This window comes from Gillisia limnaea DSM 15749 (assembly GCF_000243235.1).
In the GTDB taxonomy this organism is placed as follows: Bacteria; Bacteroidota; Bacteroidia; order Flavobacteriales; family Flavobacteriaceae; genus Gillisia; species Gillisia limnaea.
In genome coordinates, this window is the sequence record NZ_JH594606.1 from 161,065 (window position 1) to 180,431 (window position 19,367).

Consider the following 19,367-nt stretch of genomic DNA (forward strand, 5'->3'; position numbering starts at 1 on the left):
ATTGGCTTTTTACGGGATACACATTTCATTTTAACAGTTAAATTTGTTCGAGATTTTAAAAACAAAAAACGACAGATATGAAGAAATTATTTTTCTTAGCAATTTTTGCAATTGGAGCTACTATGGCATCACATGCCCAGACTATTTCACCAAACGCCCTTGGTTTAAGATTTGGTGGTGGGAATGGTTTTGGTGCAGAGGTTTCTTACCAACGAGCACTTGGCGACAACAACAGACTTGAGTTAGACTTAGGTTGGAGAAATGACAGCAATAGATACGATGCTGTTAAGTTGGTGGGTCTTTATCAATGGGTTTGGAACATTGAAGGTGGATTTAACTGGTATGCAGGTATTGGGGCCGGTGTTGGAAGTGTAGATTATGATAATGACCGTTTTGATAACCGGGATGATGAAGTTTTCATTTTAGCAGCTGGAAATATTGGTATTGAATACAATTTTGATATTCCATTGTTGATTTCATTGGATTTCAGACCTGAATTTGGTTTTGGCGATGATGATGTTTATGATGCCTTTTCACCGGATATAGCACTTGGTCTTAGATACCAGTTCTAGATTATAAAGAATAACTTATTAAACGCTTCAAAGTAAAATTTGAAGCGTTTTTTTTATGTTTATTTTTGAATAATAAAATCCTATGTTATTATGGGTTTTGATATTTAAAGACAAAACTCCTGGAAGGCTCTCTTGTAATTTTACCGGTTTTAAACCGTTTTTTCTATTTCGGAAAGAGCCTTGGTATAGAGATCTTCATACAAAGGCACAATTTTATTAATATCGAATTTTTTAGCCTGCTTCCAGGCGTTGAGCTTAAATTTTTCTAAATTATCTTCGTCTTCCAGAATTGAAATCCCGAAATTTGCCATTTCTTCTACATTCCCAATTTCACATAAATAGCCAGAAAATCCGTGAGAATTTACTTCCGGAAGACCTCCGCTGTTTGTGGAGATTACCGGAACTCCATTTACCATAGCTTCCAGAGCTGCGAGTCCAAAACTTTCTTTTTCTGAAGGCAATAGGAACAGATCTGAAAAACAAAGGATCTTATCTATTTCATTGCTTTCTCCCAAAAACACTACCCTGTTCTGGAGGCCCAGTTCCTTGACCAGGTCTTCCGCTTTTTCTTTCTCTGGGCCTTCCCCCACCATAATTAGTTTTGACTTTATCTGGTTTTGAATTTTATTAAAAATATGGATCACATCCATAATTCTTTTCACAGGCCTGAAATTACTTACATGGGTAATTATTTTTTCATCTTCATTTGCCATAAGAGAACGTTGGCAATCTATATATTTCTTTGTTGATTTTGTAACATCAATAAAATTAGGCACTACATTGATATCCTTCGTGATTTGAAATAGATTCAAGGTATCCTGTTTCAAACTTTCAGATACAGATGTCACCACATCACTCTTGTTAATACTGAAGGTCACCGCTGGTTTATAAAAGGGATGATTTCCTACAAGGGTGATATCTGTGCCGTGCAGGGTAGTAACCATTGGGATAAAAATGCCATCTTCTTCCAGCATTTTTTTGGCCATATAACCCGCATAGGCATGAGGAATTGCATAATGAACGTGCAAAAGTTCAATTTTATAAAGTTTCACCATATCTACCAACTTACTGCTTAATGCAAGTTCGTAGGGTTGAAAATGGAATAATGGATATTCCGGAACGTGAACTTCATGAAAATGTACATTTCCAGTGAGTTGTTCCAATCGCACCGGCTGTTTGTAGGTTATAAAGTGGATTTCATGACCTCTTTTTGAAAGGGCTAATCCCAGTTCTGTAGCAACAACTCCACTTCCACCAAAAGTAGGATAGCAAACAATAGCAATTTTCATTTGTATATTTTTATTGTTTTTTTATTGGTCTCCCTATAACAATCCGGAATAATTTACATATCCGGTATAAAAGCAGGCAGGTTGTTTCGTGCTTGCTTCGGGTTAGCGGTTTGCTCGTTTTACATCTCTTTAAGAATGAACCAGATTATTCTGAAGCCTGTTCTGTTTATTCGGTTTCCGTAATACTGGCATCCAAACCGGGATATTCATCAAAAAGCAGGGATTCATAAATAATCTGCTGTATTTTAGAACGGATATCCTCCCTTATCAATTTCCTGTTATCAACATCGGGAAAAGTCCGGTTTGATAAAAACACATAAACAATTTCTTCTTCCGGATCTGCCCAGGCAAAAGTACCTGTAAATCCGCTATGTCCAAAACTTGATAAAGACGCACAACCACAGGTTGGCCCCGATTTTCCAAGCTGTGGTTTGTCGAAACCTACTCCCCGCCTTACATTTTTTTCACAATAATAACAGTTATTAAACTTATCTATAGTTTCCTGTTTAAGATAGCGCTTTCCTCCATAATATCCGCCATTTAAATATAGCTGCATGATTTTGGCTACATCATTTGCATTGCTGAATAAACCCGCATGACCTCCTATTCCACCCTGCATTGCAGCGCCCTGATCATGTACATAACCATGAACCAATTGCCTTCTCCATAAATTATCAACTTCTGTAGGGACAATTTGCTCAAGATCGAATTTTTCTCTTGGTGAATACGTTGTAAAATTCGCTCCCAGCGGTTTGTAAAGCTCCTCTTGTGTAGTAAAATCCAACGAAGCTTTAAAGTGGTCCTCGAGATAATATTTCATCATGTAGAATGGAAGATCACTGTATTTATAACCAATTTCACGCTCTAAGCCACTTTTTCTGATCTCCCCCAATATAGAATCACGAATGTCATTTCGGATAAACATTTTTTCAGCAACAGGGAGGGAATACCCTTCGGCAGCTTCTTCCCTGTAGTATTTTATGGACGGGCGTTTGGTAGCTTTATCTATAGTTGGAACATACAGAGGCAGCCAGGCCTTTAGCCTTCCATAATGAAGCAGAAGATCCTGTAAGCGGATGTCTTCCTTATTGGAGCCTTTAAAATAAGGCATTAGATCTCCTAATTTGGAATCAAAATTCAGGGTTCCATTTTCCTCAAGCTGCATGATCAACGGGAGGCTTGCAAGGATCTTTGTGAGCGAAGCCAGATCATAGATCGAGGAATTTGTTACAGGAATGATCTTTTCATAGGTGTGAAAACCGGCATTACGCTCAAAAACCACTTTTCCCTTTCTGGCTACAATCACCTGGAGGCCTGGAGTCATTTTTGAATCGATTGCCAATGTTATTAAAGAATCAATCTTATTTAAAATTTTCGAATCCATCCCCACCGATTCCGGTAACCCATAGGATAAACGATCCAGTTTTTTGGAGATATAGCCTGTGCCCTCCGGGAAATTATCCCCAATGCTCACCGGAAGTTTTCCCTTTGCTGCCAATGCCCCAAAAATTATTTGAGCTGATTTTTCCTGTGCAATTACCGAGTTTTGGTAGCTTAATACAATCCCTTCTATATTGCTGGTAGATTTAAGATCACTAAGTGCGTAGGGTCTGGTAAAAATATCCAGGATCGTTCTGTTATTCCGTGCGATCTCGTGAATCCATAATTGTTCTTCTGTACTGAATTTATAACCAGCCCAGGGAGATTTATCAGACTTATGAAATCCAATAATCACCTGGTTATAGGCCTTTAGTTTTTCCAGTAACTCTTCAATTTTGTTTGCTTTAACCCAGTCTACATCTGCGTATCTGGATAACTGATTAAAGAAAGGAGCACCATCTGCATCTCCAAAATTCACATAAGCAATTTTCAGGTTTTCCAGATTTCGAATAGGAAGCATACCCATATCATTTTTAATAAGAGTAATAGCATTTTCCACTAAATCATCATACAGCACCTTATCCTGAACTGTATTTAGATCCTGAATTAAGTTAACAGTATCTACAGGTTTATAATTATTTAATCCAGCCTTATATTTTGCGAAAAGTATCTTTCTAACAGAATGTGCCAAACGTTCTTCTGAAATTATCCCTTCCTGGTAAGCTTCAATTATTTTGTTTTTTGCCTTTGGGATATCTTCAGAGATTAGTAATATATCATTCCCGGCTAAAAACGCAGCCAAATCTATTTCCCCGGGATTTTTATAGTTAGAAGCTCCCTTCATATTAAGAGCATCTGTAAAGATAAGACCATTAAATCCCATTTTATCCTTGAGAAGATCTGTGACGATTGCTTTGGATGTAGAGGACGGGGAATTTTGCTTTTCTTCAAGGGCAGGAACATTAAGGTGAGCGATCATTACAGATGAAACTCCTTCCTCAATCAATTTTCTGTAAGGATAAAGTTCAATCTCCTCAATCCTTTTTTTGGAAAAGGAAACGGTAGGCAGTGTTTTATGAGAATCTGTTTGTGTATCGCCATGCCCGGGGAAATGTTTCGCGCTGGATAATATGCCTTCGCGATGCATACCCTTCATAAAGGCAACCGCCTTTTCGGTTACGTTACTTTTCTCTTCTCCAAAAGAGCGATTTCCAATGATGGGATTTTCGGGATTCGTGTTAATATCTATAACGGGAGCAAAATTTACATGAACACCTAATCGCCTGGAATTACGAGATATAGCAGCCCCTGCCTCTTCAATTAAATGAAGACTTTTCAATGCACCTAATGTCATATTCCATGGCAGGGCAAAGGTTGAATCTAACCGCATTGCCAGCCCCCATTCTGCATCCATGCCTATTAAAAGCGGAACTTTAGAAAGTTCCTGATATTGATTATTTAGCGTTGCCTGTCTTTGCGGCCCGCCTTTTGAAAATATTATCCCTCCAATTTTTTCTTCCTTAATAAGAACGTTTATCTTATCTGTAAGCCCTTTTGATTGGTTGGAAAAAACATCTACCATGAACAATTGCCCTACTTTTTCCTGCAGGCTCATACCGTCATAAATACTGTCTACCCATTGCCTTTGCTCACTAAAATCTGAGGTTATAAGCGGGTCTATTGGTTGTGAAAAAACAGTGATCGATGAAAATATGCTAAATAGCATTGTAATTAGGTAAAGCAGAAAGGGCTTCATTGTTCTCCTCTATTTTAAAAAGCGGTTGTGCCAGCTTTCAGAAGCAGGTACTTCCCAATCTGAAAGATATTCCGCTTTAGTATTGACAAGATTATTAAAGACGATGGTTTTTGGGGAAACAGCTTTTTCTTTTGCCATTTTTCTGAAATCATTGAGCTGTTTATATGCGATGAATTCTCCCTGTTTATAACTAACGTTCATTTTATCGAGCAAATCCACACCGTATTCCTTTTCTAATTGCTGAATGAAATGAACTGAAGCATCTATGGAACATCCGGAAGCAGCATTTATTTTCTGATCCAGCGCGAGGATTATAAAGCGTTTGTAACGAATCTCGAAAGATGCATTTAAAGTCGACCCATGAGCGGTCCATTGGGTGATAAAATTCTCTAATTTACTGGTGATTTCCTGAATTTCCTGATCTGAAAAAGACCTGTTTGCCTGATAAATCCATACTTTGGAAGTTTCAGGTAAAGATTCAAATGGTACTAACATTTTTATTTGTGGATTTTGTTTTTACAAAGCTAATTTATTAAGACGTAGCTTCAAATATAGTACCCGTTAATTAACGAAATTAACCTTAGTAGAAAGGTTAAAACTTAGTGAGATCTATAAGTCGTGAGCATTGGCGATCATCTCAGCAACATCCATTATTTCAATTTCACCTTCCTGATCTTTTCCTTTAACACCATCTGTCATCATCGTGCTGCAAAATGGACAACCTGCTGCGATAATTTCAGGTTTTACTTCCATAGCCTGTTCGGTCCTTTTGATATTTACCTCTTTATTTCCAGGTTCAGCATCTTTAAACATTTGCCCACCACCAGCACCACAACAAAGCGCATTTTGTTTGCATTTTCGCATTTCAACAAGTTCCACTTCAAGTTTCCTAAGTAAGTCTCTTGGTGCTTCATATATATTATTTCCACGTCCCAGGTAACAAGGGTCATGAAAGGTGATACGCTTTCCTTTAAATTTCCCTCCCTGTACGGTAAGCCTTCCTTCCTCCAATAATGATTTTAAAAAGGTAGTATGATGCATTACTTCGTAATTCCCACCAAGGGCAGGATATTCATTTTTAATAGTATTGAAACAATGCGGGCAGGCAGTTACAACTTTTTTGATTTCGTACCCATTTAAAACTTCAATATTTGTTGCCGCCTGCATTTGAAAGAGAAATTCGTTTCCAGCCCTTTTTGCTGGGTCTCCGGTACAACTTTCTTCGGTTCCTAATACAGCAAAATCCACTTTAGCCTCATGTAATAGTTTTACAAATGCTTTAGTAACCTTTTTTGCCCGGTCATCAAAACTTCCCATACACCCCACCCAAAATAGAACTTCCGGTTTTTTACCTTCCGCCATATATTCTGCCATTGTTGGAACTTTTAGTGCTTCTGCCATTTTATATTTTTTAAACTAAATTCTTTATTTTTTTAATTTTCCTTTGCCCAGTTAAGACGGTCCATTTGATTATAGGGCCAGGGAGCACCATTGTTTTCTATATTGGTCATGGAAATAGCCAATTCATTTGGTGCCGCGCTTTGTTCCATAACAAGGTATCTTCTCATGTCAAGAATAATGGATAAGGGATCAATTCCTACAGGACACGCCTCTACACAGGCATTACAGGTAGTACAGGCCCAAAGCTCTTCTCTAAGGATATAATCATCCAGAAGCTGCTTGCCATCATCTTCAAATTTCCCTTTTTTATTGATGATTTCCCCTACTTCTTCCAGCCTGTCACGGGTATCCATCATTATTTTTCTGGGAGATAATTTCTTTCCTGTTAGATTTGCAGGACATTCTGCAGTGCATCTTCCGCATTCTGTACAGGTATAGGAATTCAATAACTGCACCTGGTTTAAGTCCATAACATCTGAAGCCCCAAATTTTTCCGGAACATCCGTTTCCCCATCTTCTACAGGTGTTTCGTATGGATTGGCATCCGGATCCATCATTAACTTTACTTCATTTGTAACAGATTGCAAGTTGTCAAATTCACCCTTAGGACTAAGTTTTGACAGAAACACATTTGGAAACGCAAGTAAAATATGCAAATGCTTGGAGTAATATAAGTAATTTAAAAAAATCAAAATTCCTATGACATGCAACCACCAGGCAGTTCTTTCAACAATAATTAGACTGGCCGTGCTTATTCCTTCAAATAAAGGAAGCAGGTATTGACTTACCGGGAAAGATCCGGCGATTCCAGCCTCTTTCACATAACCAATGGCATTGTTAAGTTGTAACTGGTAATCTGTAGCATTCATTAGCAAAAATAAGATCATTAAGACCATTTCAAAATAAAGAATGTAATTAGCATCATTTTTTGGCCAGCCTTTTAAATCATTCCCTATAAAACGATATATATTTGTGACATTCCTGCGTATCCAGAAAATAATCACTCCAACAAAAACAAGAAATGCGAGTATTTCAAATGAGCCAATAAGGAAGTTATAAAAACCGCCTAAAAAAGAGAGGATGCGGTGCGTACCAAAAATACCATCGATAATTATCTCCAGAACTTCAATATTAATAATGATAAATCCTACATAAACAATAATGTGAAGAATCCCGGAAACCGGTTTCTTAACCATTTTAGATTGACCTATTGCAATACGGCCCATTTTCGCCCAACGTTCTCCAGAATTATTTGAACGGTCAACTTTTCTACCTAATTTTATGTTGCGGATGACTTTCCTGATATTATAGGTGAAAAAAGCAATTCCAGCAACCAGAACTATTAAAAAAATAAGCTGAGTAATAAGTTCCATAGACTATTATTTTAAGGAATCATTAGGAGCATCATAGGGTCCCGGTCTTTTTCCGAAGACAGAAAAATGAACATAACGTTTTGGATTCAATTTTATATCCTGAAGCAATTGCTCCATTTGTTTTGTAGCCCGGTCCAAATTATCATACACCGCATCATCCGTCAATAATTTTCCAGCAGTACCCTGCCCACTGCTTAGATTATTTGAGATTTTTTCAAAGTCTGCAATTATCTTTTCAAGATCTCCAGACATACCGTTTAGGTCTATTTGTGCAAGTGTGTCTGAGAATTTATTAAAGTTACCGGACATTTCATCCAGGTTCGAAAAGGTCCTGTCTAATTTTTCTGAATTTCCCGATACGATTCCATCGAGCGATTCTGCGGTATTCTTAAATGAACGAACCGTCTCGGAAAGGTCATTAAAAGTATTTTTGATATTGTTCCTTGTTTCAGTGTCTAAAACTTCATTAAAAGCAGTTAGCAAGGAGTCTGTACTAACTATTGCACGCTCAACCTTTACCTGTAAAGGTGTAAGTCGCTCATTTACAAGTTCCATAATTCCTTCCTCAATAGCGCTTGGAAGTGTGTCTCCTGTTTTTGCTAACATTCCCGGTTCATATTCAGGAACTATTGCAAGGGATTTTCCTCCAATTAATCCACCTCCATAAATTTGAGCCAAACTGTTTTTGGAAAATTTAAAGTCATTGTCAACATTAAAGGTTACTACAAGGAGACCTCGTTCATCCAAAAAAGAAATATTGGTTACCTGTCCTACTTTCATACCATTGATAGTGACTGGTGAGGAAGCAGATAAACCTTCGACATCTGCATAAACTGCATGAAAAATCCTATTTGAGTCGAGGAGGTTTTGACCTTTAAGATAACTATATCCAAATATCAGTATTACAATAGCTACCACAGCCAAAATTCCGGTTTTAAGCTCTTTAGTATATTTCAAAAGTCTATTATTTTAGAGAATGTGCAAATTTAGAAATAAATATAGGAAAGTAGCCCTATTTACTTTGGGATTTTAACGCCTCATTAACGGTAATCTTGTTTCCTTCCTTAAATGCAACTATATAACTCGATGGATATCCACTGGCCTGAGCTTCTTTGTGAAATTTATTTATTTGCGTGTAGCTTGAGGTTGCTCCAAAATAATATTTAAAAAGTTTTCCTTCTTTTTCTCGGAAAACAGGCGTTAAGCCTTTGAAATTAGAAGATTTTGGTTCGAGCTTTTTTGAACTCGCCACCAGTTGAACTTTAAAAGTTACCCCAATAAAAGTATCATCAAAATCCTTGGTTTCTGTATACACAGGAACAGGGGCTTGCTGTTCAAGATTATCCAAAACAGCGAGGTTGATGGAATGACTGTAATCTTCAATAGCCTCAACGATAGCTGCTGCCACTTTACTTTGTCCACCAACACTGTTCAAATAAGGTCCTTCTTCTTTGTTGGTTAAAAAACCAGTTTCAATAAGCACACTTGGCATATATGTTTGATGAAGTACTAAGAATCCAGCTTGTTTAACACCGCGGTCATTCCTTTTTAGCTCATTGGTAAATTGTTTCTGAACAAAATCAGCTAAAAGAATACTTTGATCCAGGTATTCCTCCTGCATGATCATCATACCAATATAAGATTCAGGAGAATTGGGATCAAATCCGCCATAGGTAAGATCATAATCTTCCTCCAGAAATATTACAGAATTCTCTCTTTTCGCAACTTCAAAGTTGGATTGGTTGCGGTGGAGACCAAGGACAAAGGTTTCAGTTCCATATGCCTGAGAGTTGTGGGCATTACAATGAACAGATATAAAAAGATCGGCTTTGGCATCATTGGCAATCTTTGCACGCTGGTCTAGAGGAATAAATATATCCCTATCCCTGGTATAAATAACTTTAATATTAGGATTTTTCTCAAGTTCTTTCCCTATTTTCAAAACAATATTTAAGGCAATCTCTTTTTCCTGAAATCCTCCTCCCCTGTTCCCGGGATCTTTACCGCCATGGCCCGCATCTAAAACAACTACAAATTTGGATTTTACGGGGTCTTTTTCTGCAGGAATTGAAGAAGTTAAAACAATCCCTATAAAAAGTAATACTAAAAATTTGACTAGGTTCGTTTTCATAAATAAGTAACGATTCAATTAGAGGGTTTATTTTAATGGCTTATTTTTTTAAATTCCCAAAAGGAACCTAAAAAAATATATGTAATTTTGATCATTCAATAAGCACGCCACATTTTACAAAAATACCACTTATAGCATTGCGGACAAACTCACTTTATATTCTTTTTTTCGGTGTTTTTTTTCTAATGTTCACAGATTATTCTGTGGCGCAGGAAATCAAGCCCCCTCAGGGGGTTCGGGTGGAAGCGCAAAGAGATAGTGTCTTAAAAGTGACCGATTCTCTTGTCCCAAATCCAAAAATTATTGAGCAGGATACCATAAAACGGGATACGCTAAAACCAGCTCCTGTCCTTTTAAGCGATGTTGTAACTTACACCGCCGATGATTATATGCGCCTTAGTCCTAAGGAAAATAAGATGTATTTATATGATCAGGCACAAATCACCTACGGAGATATCGTCCTTACCGCCGGCCTGATAATTTTAGACAACGAAAAAAATGAAGTTTATGCCTTCGGAATTCCCGATTCAACCGGTGCGTATTCCCAACGACCAATTTTTACACAGGCTCAAAATACGGTTGAACCTGATTCCATTCGGTTTAATTTTGATACCGAAAAAGCGCTAATCTATAATTCCAGAACCGAACAAGGCGGGTTTAAGGTTCTTGGTGAAGTTACCAAGCGTGAAAATGATTCGGTTTATTTTATGCAAAATGTGCGATTTACCACCTCTGAAAATGAGTTGGATCCCGATTATTTCTTTTATGCCCGAAGAATAAAATTTGTCCCCGGAAAGAAAATAGTAACCGGATTAGTGAATATGTATATAGCCGATGTCCCGACCCCTTTGGGGCTTCCCTTTGGGTACTTTCCGCTAACCGATGAGCAAACCTCCGGATTTATACTTCCTTCTTTTGGCCAAACCAATCAAAGAGGTTATTTCCTGCAGAATGGAGGATATTATTTCGCGGTGAGTGATTATGCAGATTTGTTGGTTTTGGGTGATTATTATACCAACGGAAGCTATGGAATGCGTGTGGAGTCAAGTTATGCAAAACGTTATAGGTTTAGGGGCAATGTAAATATGAGATATGAAAATTTACTGGATAGTGAACGAGGTTTTCCGGATTTTACACAGCGCTCTAATTATAATCTTCAATGGAGCCATTCCCAGGATGCTAAAGCGAATCCAAGCTCCAGGTTTTCTGCTTCTGTTAATCTTGGAAGCAGTGATTATTATCGGGAATCTGTAAATCAGGCCAACACCGGGAATTTTCTTAATAATTCTTTAAATTCTTCAGTTTCTTATTCCAAAACTTTCCAGGGCGAACCACAAGTCAATGTAAATTTAACGGCAAGTCATAGTCAAAACACCAATACCCAGGAAATCAATATGACGTTGCCAACACTTCAGGCAAGTGTTTCCCGTATTTTTCCCCTTGCTCCGAAATTTGGTGCAAAAAAGGGCCTTATAGAAAATATAAACCTTCAATATAATTTAAGAGGGGAAAACAGGATACGGACCACAGATTCACTTTTCTTTACCCCTGAAATGTTCCGGGATGCCAATATGGGTGTACAACATTCTATTCCTATTTCTACGAACTTTAAATTATTTAAATTCCTAAGTGCAAGCACCAGCGCAAATTACCAGGAAAATTGGGTGTTTAAAACCTTTGACAGGTCGTATGACCAGGTTAACCAATCGGTTATTGTAGACACTATAAATGGCTTTGATTCCTATCGCACCTATAATTTTGGTGCAAGTATGGGAACCACAATTTATGGATTGGTTAATTTTGGTAAGGATAAAAAAATTCAGGCTATCCGCCATGTGATGAGGCCTTCAGTAAGTTACAATTATAACCCAGCTTTTGACCAATATTACGATCAATATGAAATAACCAATGATATTGATCCTACGCTAAATGAATTTGTGAATTACTCAAGATTTCAGGGAACCTTGTTTGGGGCTCCGGGAAGAATATTTTCCAGTTCCATTGGACTTGGAATAAGCAATACAATTGAAGCTAAGGTGAGAGATAAAGACAGTACAGCTGTAGAACCTAAAAAGATTACATTGTTAAACAATTTTAGTGTGAGCACCTCTTATAATTTAGCCGGGGATTCATTAAGGCTAGCTCCCATTAGTTTAAGGGGAAGTGTACCTATTATTGAAAATAAACTGGATGTTAACCTATCAGCAGATCTTGATATTTATGCCTTAAATAACAATAACCGCAGGATTGAAAAGCTCAACATTGAAAACGGAGGAAGTTTATTCCGGTTCACTGCAGCCAATGTTAGTTTTGGATATTCCTTTTCTAGCAAGGATTTTGAAGAGGGCGGTGATACTGATGAAGACAAGGATAATCAAACCTTCAGGGGTGGAGGAAGGCCGGATGATCTCTTTGGGACAGGAACTGATATTGACGGTAATTTCATGGATGATGAAGATGACCCCTTTGATAAGGATGAAGAAACCGAGAAAAGTGAGTGGTATAAATATAAAATACCCTGGGACCTTAGGCTTGCGTATACGATGACCTATAATAATAATGCCAGGCAGAGCGAGATTACCTCTCATTCTATAATGTTTTCTGGTAATATAGAACTCTCACCAAAATGGTCTGTTGGGGGATCTTCAGGTTTTGATCTTAAAGAAAGAGGTTTTACCTATACACAATTAAGGTTTGCAAGAGATTTGGATAGTTGGAGACTGAATTTTAGCTGGATACCTTTTAGCTCCCGTACTTCCTGGAATTTCTTTATTGGAATAAAATCTTCTATATTGAGCGATATTAAATATGATAAACGAAGGGAGCCGGACAGACAACTATAGCAAAAGCCAATTTGACGGTGGTTTTGCAGTGCTATATGGTACAAACCAATGAATATATACAAATTGCTCCCCATAAGTCGGGAGACAATAAAAAACACTAAATAAAACACAAATGAAAAAGATCATAAAAACATCGAATGCTCCTGCCCCAATAGGCCCTTATAACCAGGCAATTTTAAGCGGAAACATGCTTTATATCTCAGGGCAAATAGCTATCAATCCTAAAACCAATGAATTGGTGACACGTACTATTATTGACGAAACTAAACAAGTGATGGAGAATCTTAATGCTATCCTGAAAGAGGCGGGAATGGACTTTGAAAATGTGATTAAAACTTCCATTTTCATAAGTGATATGAATAATTTTACTCAAATTAATGAAGTCTACGGTCAATATTTCGATCAGGAAACAGCACCGGCAAGGGAAACTGTTGAAGTTGCGAATTTGCCTAAATTTGTGAATGTAGAGATTAGTGCAATCGCTGTTAAATAGTTTGAATAAGGATTGGGAGGAATTAAACCCAAAGGTGGGATAAAATCAAATTTTTAGTCTGCTTAAACTTCCTGATGGTAGCAAGGGAATTTAAACAGGCTAACAATCTTTTCTAAATAAGTATAACTTCCTTATCTTAGTTTTAAGTAGATAATATGTCGGATATTCTTAGGAGGTCTTTATTGATCTTATGCTTACTTTTTAAAGCTTGGTCCAGACTGCACGCTTCCACACGGTTGTTAACAAATCCCACCATAAGGTTTTTCTGACCATCCAACAATAATTCTACAGCCCTAACGCAAAGTCTACTTGCGAGAACCCTGTCAAAACAAGAAGGACTTCCTCCTCTTTGAATATGTCCCAAAACGGTTACTTTGGCATCATAATCGGGTAAGTTTTCCTTGACATATTCGGCTAGTTCGAAAACATTTTTTCCAATCTTATCACCTTCTGAAACCACCACAATACTAGAGGTTTTTCCAGACCTTCGGCTGCGTTCAAGAGAATCTAATAACCTGTCAAGTCCAAGATTTTCTTCAGGAATAAGAATTTCTTCAGCACCGGCGCCTATTCCGCTATTAAGAGCGATGAAACCGGCATCCCGGCCCATTACCTCAATAAAAAATAAGCGATTGTGAGAACTCGCGGTATCCCGAATCTTATCGATGGCTTCTACCACTGTATTTAAAGCAGTATCAAAGCCTATAGTGTAATTGGTTCCATTAATATCATTATCTATGGTTCCGGGAACTCCTATAATTGGAATGTGATGCTCCTCATTAAAGATTTTTCCTCCGCGAAAAGTTCCATCGCCCCCAATAAGGATCATGGCATCAACCTCTGCCTTTTTTAAATTATCTGCAGCTTTTTGCCTTCCTTCTTTGGTTAAAAACTCTTTAGATCTTGCCGATTTTAAAATGGTTCCTCCCCTGGTAATAATATTTTGGACACTTCTTGCATTCATTTCCATATAGTCTCCTTCTATCATCCCTTGATACCCTCTGTAAAACCCAATACATTCTGTATGGTAATAAGCACAAGCTCTTACTACAGCCCTTATCGCTGCATTCATTCCGGGAGAATCTCCACCGGAGGTCATTACTCCTATTCGTCTAATCTTTTTGGCCATAGCTATGTTTTGTAATTTACAAATTACAAACTTAAAGTAAATAATCCTCGGGGCAAGCCCACGAGGCATTAAAATAATTTCAACTGATAATCTTTTTTCAACACTTTGTACTCTTTTTCTATTCCCTGCTCCTTGACATATTTGGCAATGACATTCTCGGTTCCATGCTGACCGACGGTGTTCACAAAGTAACCCTTTCCCCAAAATTCTCCACCCCAAAGCTGCTTTTTCACTTCTGGACATTGCCTAAAAACTTCCCTAGCTAAGATACTTTTTACCATCGTAACAATTTTTGTTACGCTATATGAAGGAACACTTTGAATCAAAAAATGAACATGGTTCTTGTCCGTTCCCACTTCTAGAAAACAAACTTCATATCTTTTTTCAATCTCCGAACATGTCGCGACCAAAACTCGGTCGACCGAATCAGAAATAACAACCCTTCGATATTTAGCACTGCTCACCAAATGGTAAAGAAGCACCGTTACGTTATGGCTCTTGTGTATGAATTTACTATTTTGTGACATCGAGTCACAAAATAGTAATAATAAACGAGGCAAGCCTCGGGGAATTAAACCCAATAGAGATTAAATAAGAAGGTTTCGGTAAGAAGATTTGATCGAAAATTAATTAACCGGACAGAAGATTCTATTGCTCAGGGAACGTTATATATTTTGGAGCCAGGGATTTGGCTGATTCCTCCTGCTCTTTTTCAGCTTCCGATTTTACCAGCTCCCTATTCATGATCTTTCTGATAAGTTCCTTGAAAGTATCAAAATCTACCGAATAGGATAACCCGACACCTTGAGTAAAACCTATTTCTTCCCCGATAAACTGAATATTGTTCTCCCTGTTAAAGACCTTGGCCCGAAGTGAACCATCTTCATTTAAAAGAAATTCAATTTCTACATCACCAATTATTGCGGTTTCCGTTACTCCTCCTACGGGAACACCAACCGCACCATTGATTAATACTCTGTTGCTTATTTGAGTTGATAGCGTTAAACCAAATCTATCCACCGTTTGCTGATCCGGAGTCCTGTCTCCCTGCACATAATTTACCCCAACCTGGAATTTACCTTCTTCATCTGCAAAGATATCATTCACCAAACTTGAAGCCCTTTCTACCAGTGTTCCTGTAATCGCATTTTGCCCAATGGCAAGTTCACTATAAAAAGAACCCTGAGTAACCAAAAACAAAGCCTGTAATTCTCTGCTCGCACGGTCATTGATTCTATATTCCAGTTCCGATCTTACCACCGAACTGGCATTTGGGAACTCCACATTAAAGGTAATATCCGGTTGCACGATCTGTCCCTGAAGTAAAATAACTACTTCTACAGGTATTTTTCTGTTAATGGAAGGATTCTCAAGCAATACCGCTGGATTTGCATCTACTTCATAGACAGCACTTACATCCAACTGTGCCTGAGTTGGACTTCCATCCCAGTTAATACTGCTTCCGGATCTAACGTTGAATAATTTTTGCACCAAACCGGCATATTTAAAATTGTAAACCCCTTCATAGACCACGAAATCTCCCCACATATTGAACTTCCCGTTGGTATTGATCTCGATAAGCAGGTTTCCCGCTCCCCGACCCCGAAGTGTACTTCCGCTGGTTTGATCTACCACCACTTCTACTTCGGCTTCATTGGTAATATCAAGATCGAAATTAAGTTCTAATCCTTTCACTTCCGGCAATTCCAAAATAACTCCAGCCTGCCGGGAGGCTTTTTCTTCCGGACTTAAAAAATGTATATAAGAATTATCCCCAATAGATTCTGCATCGCTTAAAGGGATCTTAAAAACAGTCCCTTTCTCGGTAGATGCATTTACATCGATTATCAGTTTCTCAGTTGGTCCTTTTATACTGGCAAAACCATCGATAAAGGCAGTTCCATAATATAAGGCATCTACTTCTGCTTCTGTATCTAAAACTACCAGCCTGTCACTTGTGATTTCCAAATCTAAAAACCATTCTTTAAAATTTCTATGGGAAATAGATCCGTCAAGAATTCCGGAGGTTTGATATTTAGTATCCGTAATTTCGATTTCATCAAATACAAATCTTTGGTTGGATAAATTCACAACGGCATTATCCTGGAAATCAAAATCTATTTTTAAATATGGAACTCTTAATCCTGCTTTTTGTAAATCCAGCTTCCCTGTAATATCCGGATTTCGATAGTTTCCGGTTACCTGTGCATCTCCTGAAGCAAATCCACGAATGTTATCTATCGCTTCCCCTCCCAAGGGACTAAACGCCGCCATATTGAAATTACGAAGGGCGACATCCATAGCTATCGTTGGATTATCAGCATTGACATTGATCTCTCCTTTTGCATTTAAGGATTCTAAACCCTTATTCTGAAGGGTGGCATCTATATTATAAAATGTAAGACTTTCATTTCCTTCTACATCAATATTGAGATTTCCAAGAAGAATATCATTCACTGTAAGATCGTCTACGGTAAGAGAAGTATTGGGGTAATATGCGCCCTTTTCCTGAAGCAGGTTTAACTTTCCGTTCAAATTTCCTGTTACAGCCAGGCTGTCCAGATCTGGCGTGATCTTGCCAATATCTACATTATCAAATTCAATTTTAAAATCCTTGTAGGTAGTATCTGTCATGACACCACTTAAACGAATCATTTCATTTTGATGGCTCAAAACAAGTGAATCTACCACCACATCATTAAAATTATTGTCAAATATTATTTTATTGCTTTTGTTGTTGTTTTCATTCAAAAACCAAACATTGTCTTTAAATTTCACATCGGATCGCTGGATTCCCACAACCGATTTATTTTCCTCGTTGATGGTATGGAAAAAATTCAGGTTAAAAACATCATTATTACTTTTTCCTCCCTGAAGCTCAGATCGTATGAATAACGTATCCCTTAAGGTCACGTTAATCAAACTGAATTCTGAGAAATTATATAGATTTGTAGAAACGCTATCTGCTTCCACAAAAGTGTTATAAATGGGGTTTGTATTATCTACCTGAATATTGATATCCTTCAGCATATTTCCAAAAGCTTCAATTTTTGGTGATCTAAATGTCAATTTAAATTCAGATTCATCAGATTCTACCCTTCCACGGAGAAAAGTATTTGGAGCCAGGGTAATTTCGGGATAAAACACTTCAACAATTTTATTGTAAATATCGAAGTTAAACTCCATATATTGATTACTGGTAATCGTATTTGGCCGGTAATTCGTATAAATACTTCCCAGGGAATTTTCTATAAGAGCGTCTAATTCTGAAATCTTGAAATTACCGGTAATCTCGCCGTTTACAACATCCGGGGATTCTACTGCAATGGTCCGGACCCCTTCCGCATCAAAAGCAGAATTGATACTTAAATCATCAAAATAATAAAGATCGTTCTGGTTTTGATAGGTAGTGTTCAGCAACAAGATATTTCCGGAGATATTATCCAGGCTATTTCCGCTCATATTCATAAACACATCTCCCTTAAAAACGGAAATACTATCGCGGGAAACAAAATTGAGTTTATTTAGATTGGCATAGCCTACGGAAGCTTCAAAATCGTAATTGTTTTCCTTTTTCGAAATGTCTACTAATCCAGAGAATTCAAGCCTTAAATTAGGATCGTTGGAGACCAGATTACCATTAAAAATCAAGTTTCTCACAGTCCCCATAATAAGTACATCAGAATAGGTATAATTGTTATAGGCAAGTTTGGAAATTTTCCCTCGAACTTGTGTATTTAGATCTTCTGTGGTAAAGCCTTTTCCGTCCACAAAAAGGTTAAAACTGGTTTTTCCAAGTTTTGGGTCATCAAGCAAACGGCCAATGTTAAATTGATTGAATATTAAGTTTCCTTTGTAGGTAACATCGGCAGAATTATTTAGGTTTTGCATGGTTACATCTGCCTTGGCAGTACCAAGTTGTGTAGCGATAAACACATCGGCTTTTAGGGAACTCTTGGTTAAAATGACATTACCCTGCAATTTAAGATTTCCAAAATCCCTTAAAGTCAAAGGTAATTTCTCTCTAAACAGGCTGGGTAATAAATTTACGAGGTCGTAATAATTTGAAGTTAAATCATTAAAATCACCGGTAAGTTTAAAATCCTGCATGTCTTCAGAAAAAGCACCTTCCACAAACATAGTTCCGTCAATACTGCTGCGGTCCATCCCAGCTAATTGAAAATCTTCCAATTCAAAATTATTGAGGGTTCCTTTTAGATTTGTAGTTATAGCGAGTTCCTGCCCGTCTCCAAATGGTGCATAAAAAATTTGAAGATCTTTAGTGGAAAACTGTGAATCCCGAATGTCCGCTTCAATTTTAACCTTATTTTCGAAGTCTGAAAAATCGGCCAAACTATAATCCATCCGGATATCTGCATCCAATCTCGAAAAGGGTGTTTCCAGTAGGAGATCCTTTAACACCATCCTTTTGGGGTTATAGGAAAACCGGGTATATAAATTTTCGATTGTTAACCCACGGCCTTCTTCTGCTTTCAGGGAATTAATATCCATAGAAAATTCATCTGCTTCAATATCCAGATTTTCTGCAAGGAGATTGAGTTTATCTAAAATGATGATCTCAGGGGAATCAAGGTTTTCATTGACAAAGCTGAAATAACCATCTTTGATAAAAATATCGTCCACAGAAAGTTTAAAAGGTTTTGGTTCCCCGGTAGGCTCTGTCTTTAATTTTTCCAGAAGAATACTAAGATTGTCTGAATCTTCTCCCTTGTAACGTTTCATTTTAAAGGTTAAACCTTCTGCTGTGGTGTTTCCTAACCTGGGATAATTGGCAAGTAAATTGGTTAAACTTAAGATGGAAGTTTTTAATTCAACGATATTAATTAAGGTATCCTGGTGATGGTCCTCAACGTAAACGTCGTTGAGACGTATCCTTCCAAAATAGGAAAAACTTACCCTGCCCACAGAAATGTTCACATCGGAGCTTTCTCGAATAGATTTTGTTAACTTTTTTGCCACCGATGTTTGAACGGCGGGTA

Annotated in this window: 13 protein-coding genes; 3 read left to right on the plus strand and 10 right to left on the minus strand. The window is 37.6% G+C overall.

From position 1 onward, the window contains the following. Positions 1 to 77: 77 nt before the first annotated feature. Positions 78 to 572, plus strand: a complete 495-nt coding sequence (locus GILLI_RS02555; protein WP_006987562.1) for a hypothetical protein — start codon at positions 78 to 80, stop codon at positions 570 to 572. A 149-nt stretch (positions 573 to 721) separates the two neighbouring features. Here the strand turns inward: GILLI_RS02555 and bshA are convergent, their stop codons facing one another. From bshA to GILLI_RS02590, 7 genes are all read right to left on the minus strand, one after another. Further along, positions 722 to 1,861, minus strand: a complete 1,140-nt coding sequence (gene bshA / locus GILLI_RS02560) for an N-acetyl-alpha-D-glucosaminyl L-malate synthase BshA (RefSeq protein WP_006987563.1) — start codon at positions 1,859 to 1,861, stop codon at positions 722 to 724. A 166-nt stretch (positions 1,862 to 2,027) separates the two neighbouring features. Further along, positions 2,028 to 4,967 carry a serine hydrolase domain-containing protein gene (locus GILLI_RS02565; RefSeq protein ID WP_245545590.1) on the minus strand — a complete coding sequence of 980 codons (2,940 nt, stop codon included), beginning with the start codon at positions 4,965 to 4,967 and terminating at the stop codon, positions 2,028 to 2,030. 39 nt (positions 4,968 to 5,006) lie between these two features. Continuing rightward, positions 5,007 to 5,492: a hypothetical protein gene (locus tag GILLI_RS02570; RefSeq protein ID WP_006987565.1), complete on the minus strand. Its 486-nt coding sequence runs from the start codon at positions 5,490 to 5,492 to the stop codon at positions 5,007 to 5,009. A 114-nt stretch (positions 5,493 to 5,606) separates the two neighbouring features. Beyond that, the gene (locus GILLI_RS02575; RefSeq protein WP_006987566.1) at positions 5,607 to 6,398 is read right to left on the minus strand and encodes a (Fe-S)-binding protein; all 792 of its coding nucleotides are present in this window, start codon (positions 6,396 to 6,398) and stop codon (positions 5,607 to 5,609) included. Between the two features lie 32 nt (positions 6,399 to 6,430). Then, positions 6,431 to 7,771 (minus strand): 4Fe-4S dicluster domain-containing protein, encoded by a 1,341-nt coding sequence (locus GILLI_RS02580; RefSeq protein WP_006987567.1) that lies wholly within the window; start codon positions 7,769 to 7,771, stop codon positions 6,431 to 6,433. Between the two features lie 6 nt (positions 7,772 to 7,777). Next, positions 7,778 to 8,728 (minus strand): MlaD family protein, encoded by a 951-nt coding sequence (locus tag GILLI_RS02585; RefSeq protein ID WP_006987568.1) that lies wholly within the window; start codon positions 8,726 to 8,728, stop codon positions 7,778 to 7,780. Positions 8,729 to 8,783: 55 nt separating this feature from the next. Further along, entirely contained in the window at positions 8,784 to 9,902 is a 1,119-nt protein-coding gene (locus GILLI_RS02590) for an N-acetylmuramoyl-L-alanine amidase family protein (RefSeq protein WP_040506354.1), read from the minus strand. 185 nt (positions 9,903 to 10,087) lie between these two features. On the opposite strand from GILLI_RS02590, the gene GILLI_RS02595 reads away from it, so the two are divergent. Continuing rightward, positions 10,088 to 12,745 carry a putative LPS assembly protein LptD gene (locus tag GILLI_RS02595; RefSeq protein WP_006987570.1) on the plus strand — a complete coding sequence of 886 codons (2,658 nt, stop codon included), beginning with the start codon at positions 10,088 to 10,090 and terminating at the stop codon, positions 12,743 to 12,745. A 112-nt stretch (positions 12,746 to 12,857) separates the two neighbouring features. After that, positions 12,858 to 13,238 (plus strand): RidA family protein, encoded by a 381-nt coding sequence (locus tag GILLI_RS02600; RefSeq protein ID WP_006987571.1) that lies wholly within the window; start codon positions 12,858 to 12,860, stop codon positions 13,236 to 13,238. Between the two features lie 142 nt (positions 13,239 to 13,380). Here GILLI_RS02600 and pfkA read toward each other — a convergent pair whose 3' ends face one another. The 3 genes from pfkA to GILLI_RS02615 form a co-directional block, all read right to left on the minus strand. Then, entirely contained in the window at positions 13,381 to 14,367 is a 987-nt protein-coding gene (gene pfkA / locus GILLI_RS02605; protein ID WP_006987572.1) for a 6-phosphofructokinase, read from the minus strand. 68 nt (positions 14,368 to 14,435) lie between these two features. Next, positions 14,436 to 14,894: an IS200/IS605 family transposase gene (gene tnpA, locus GILLI_RS02610; RefSeq protein ID WP_006987222.1), complete on the minus strand. Its 459-nt coding sequence runs from the start codon at positions 14,892 to 14,894 to the stop codon at positions 14,436 to 14,438. Between the two features lie 121 nt (positions 14,895 to 15,015). After that, positions 15,016 to 19,347, minus strand: a complete 4,332-nt coding sequence (locus GILLI_RS02615) for a translocation/assembly module TamB domain-containing protein (protein ID WP_245545591.1) — start codon at positions 19,345 to 19,347, stop codon at positions 15,016 to 15,018. Between the last annotated feature and the right edge of the window lie 20 nt (positions 19,348 to 19,367).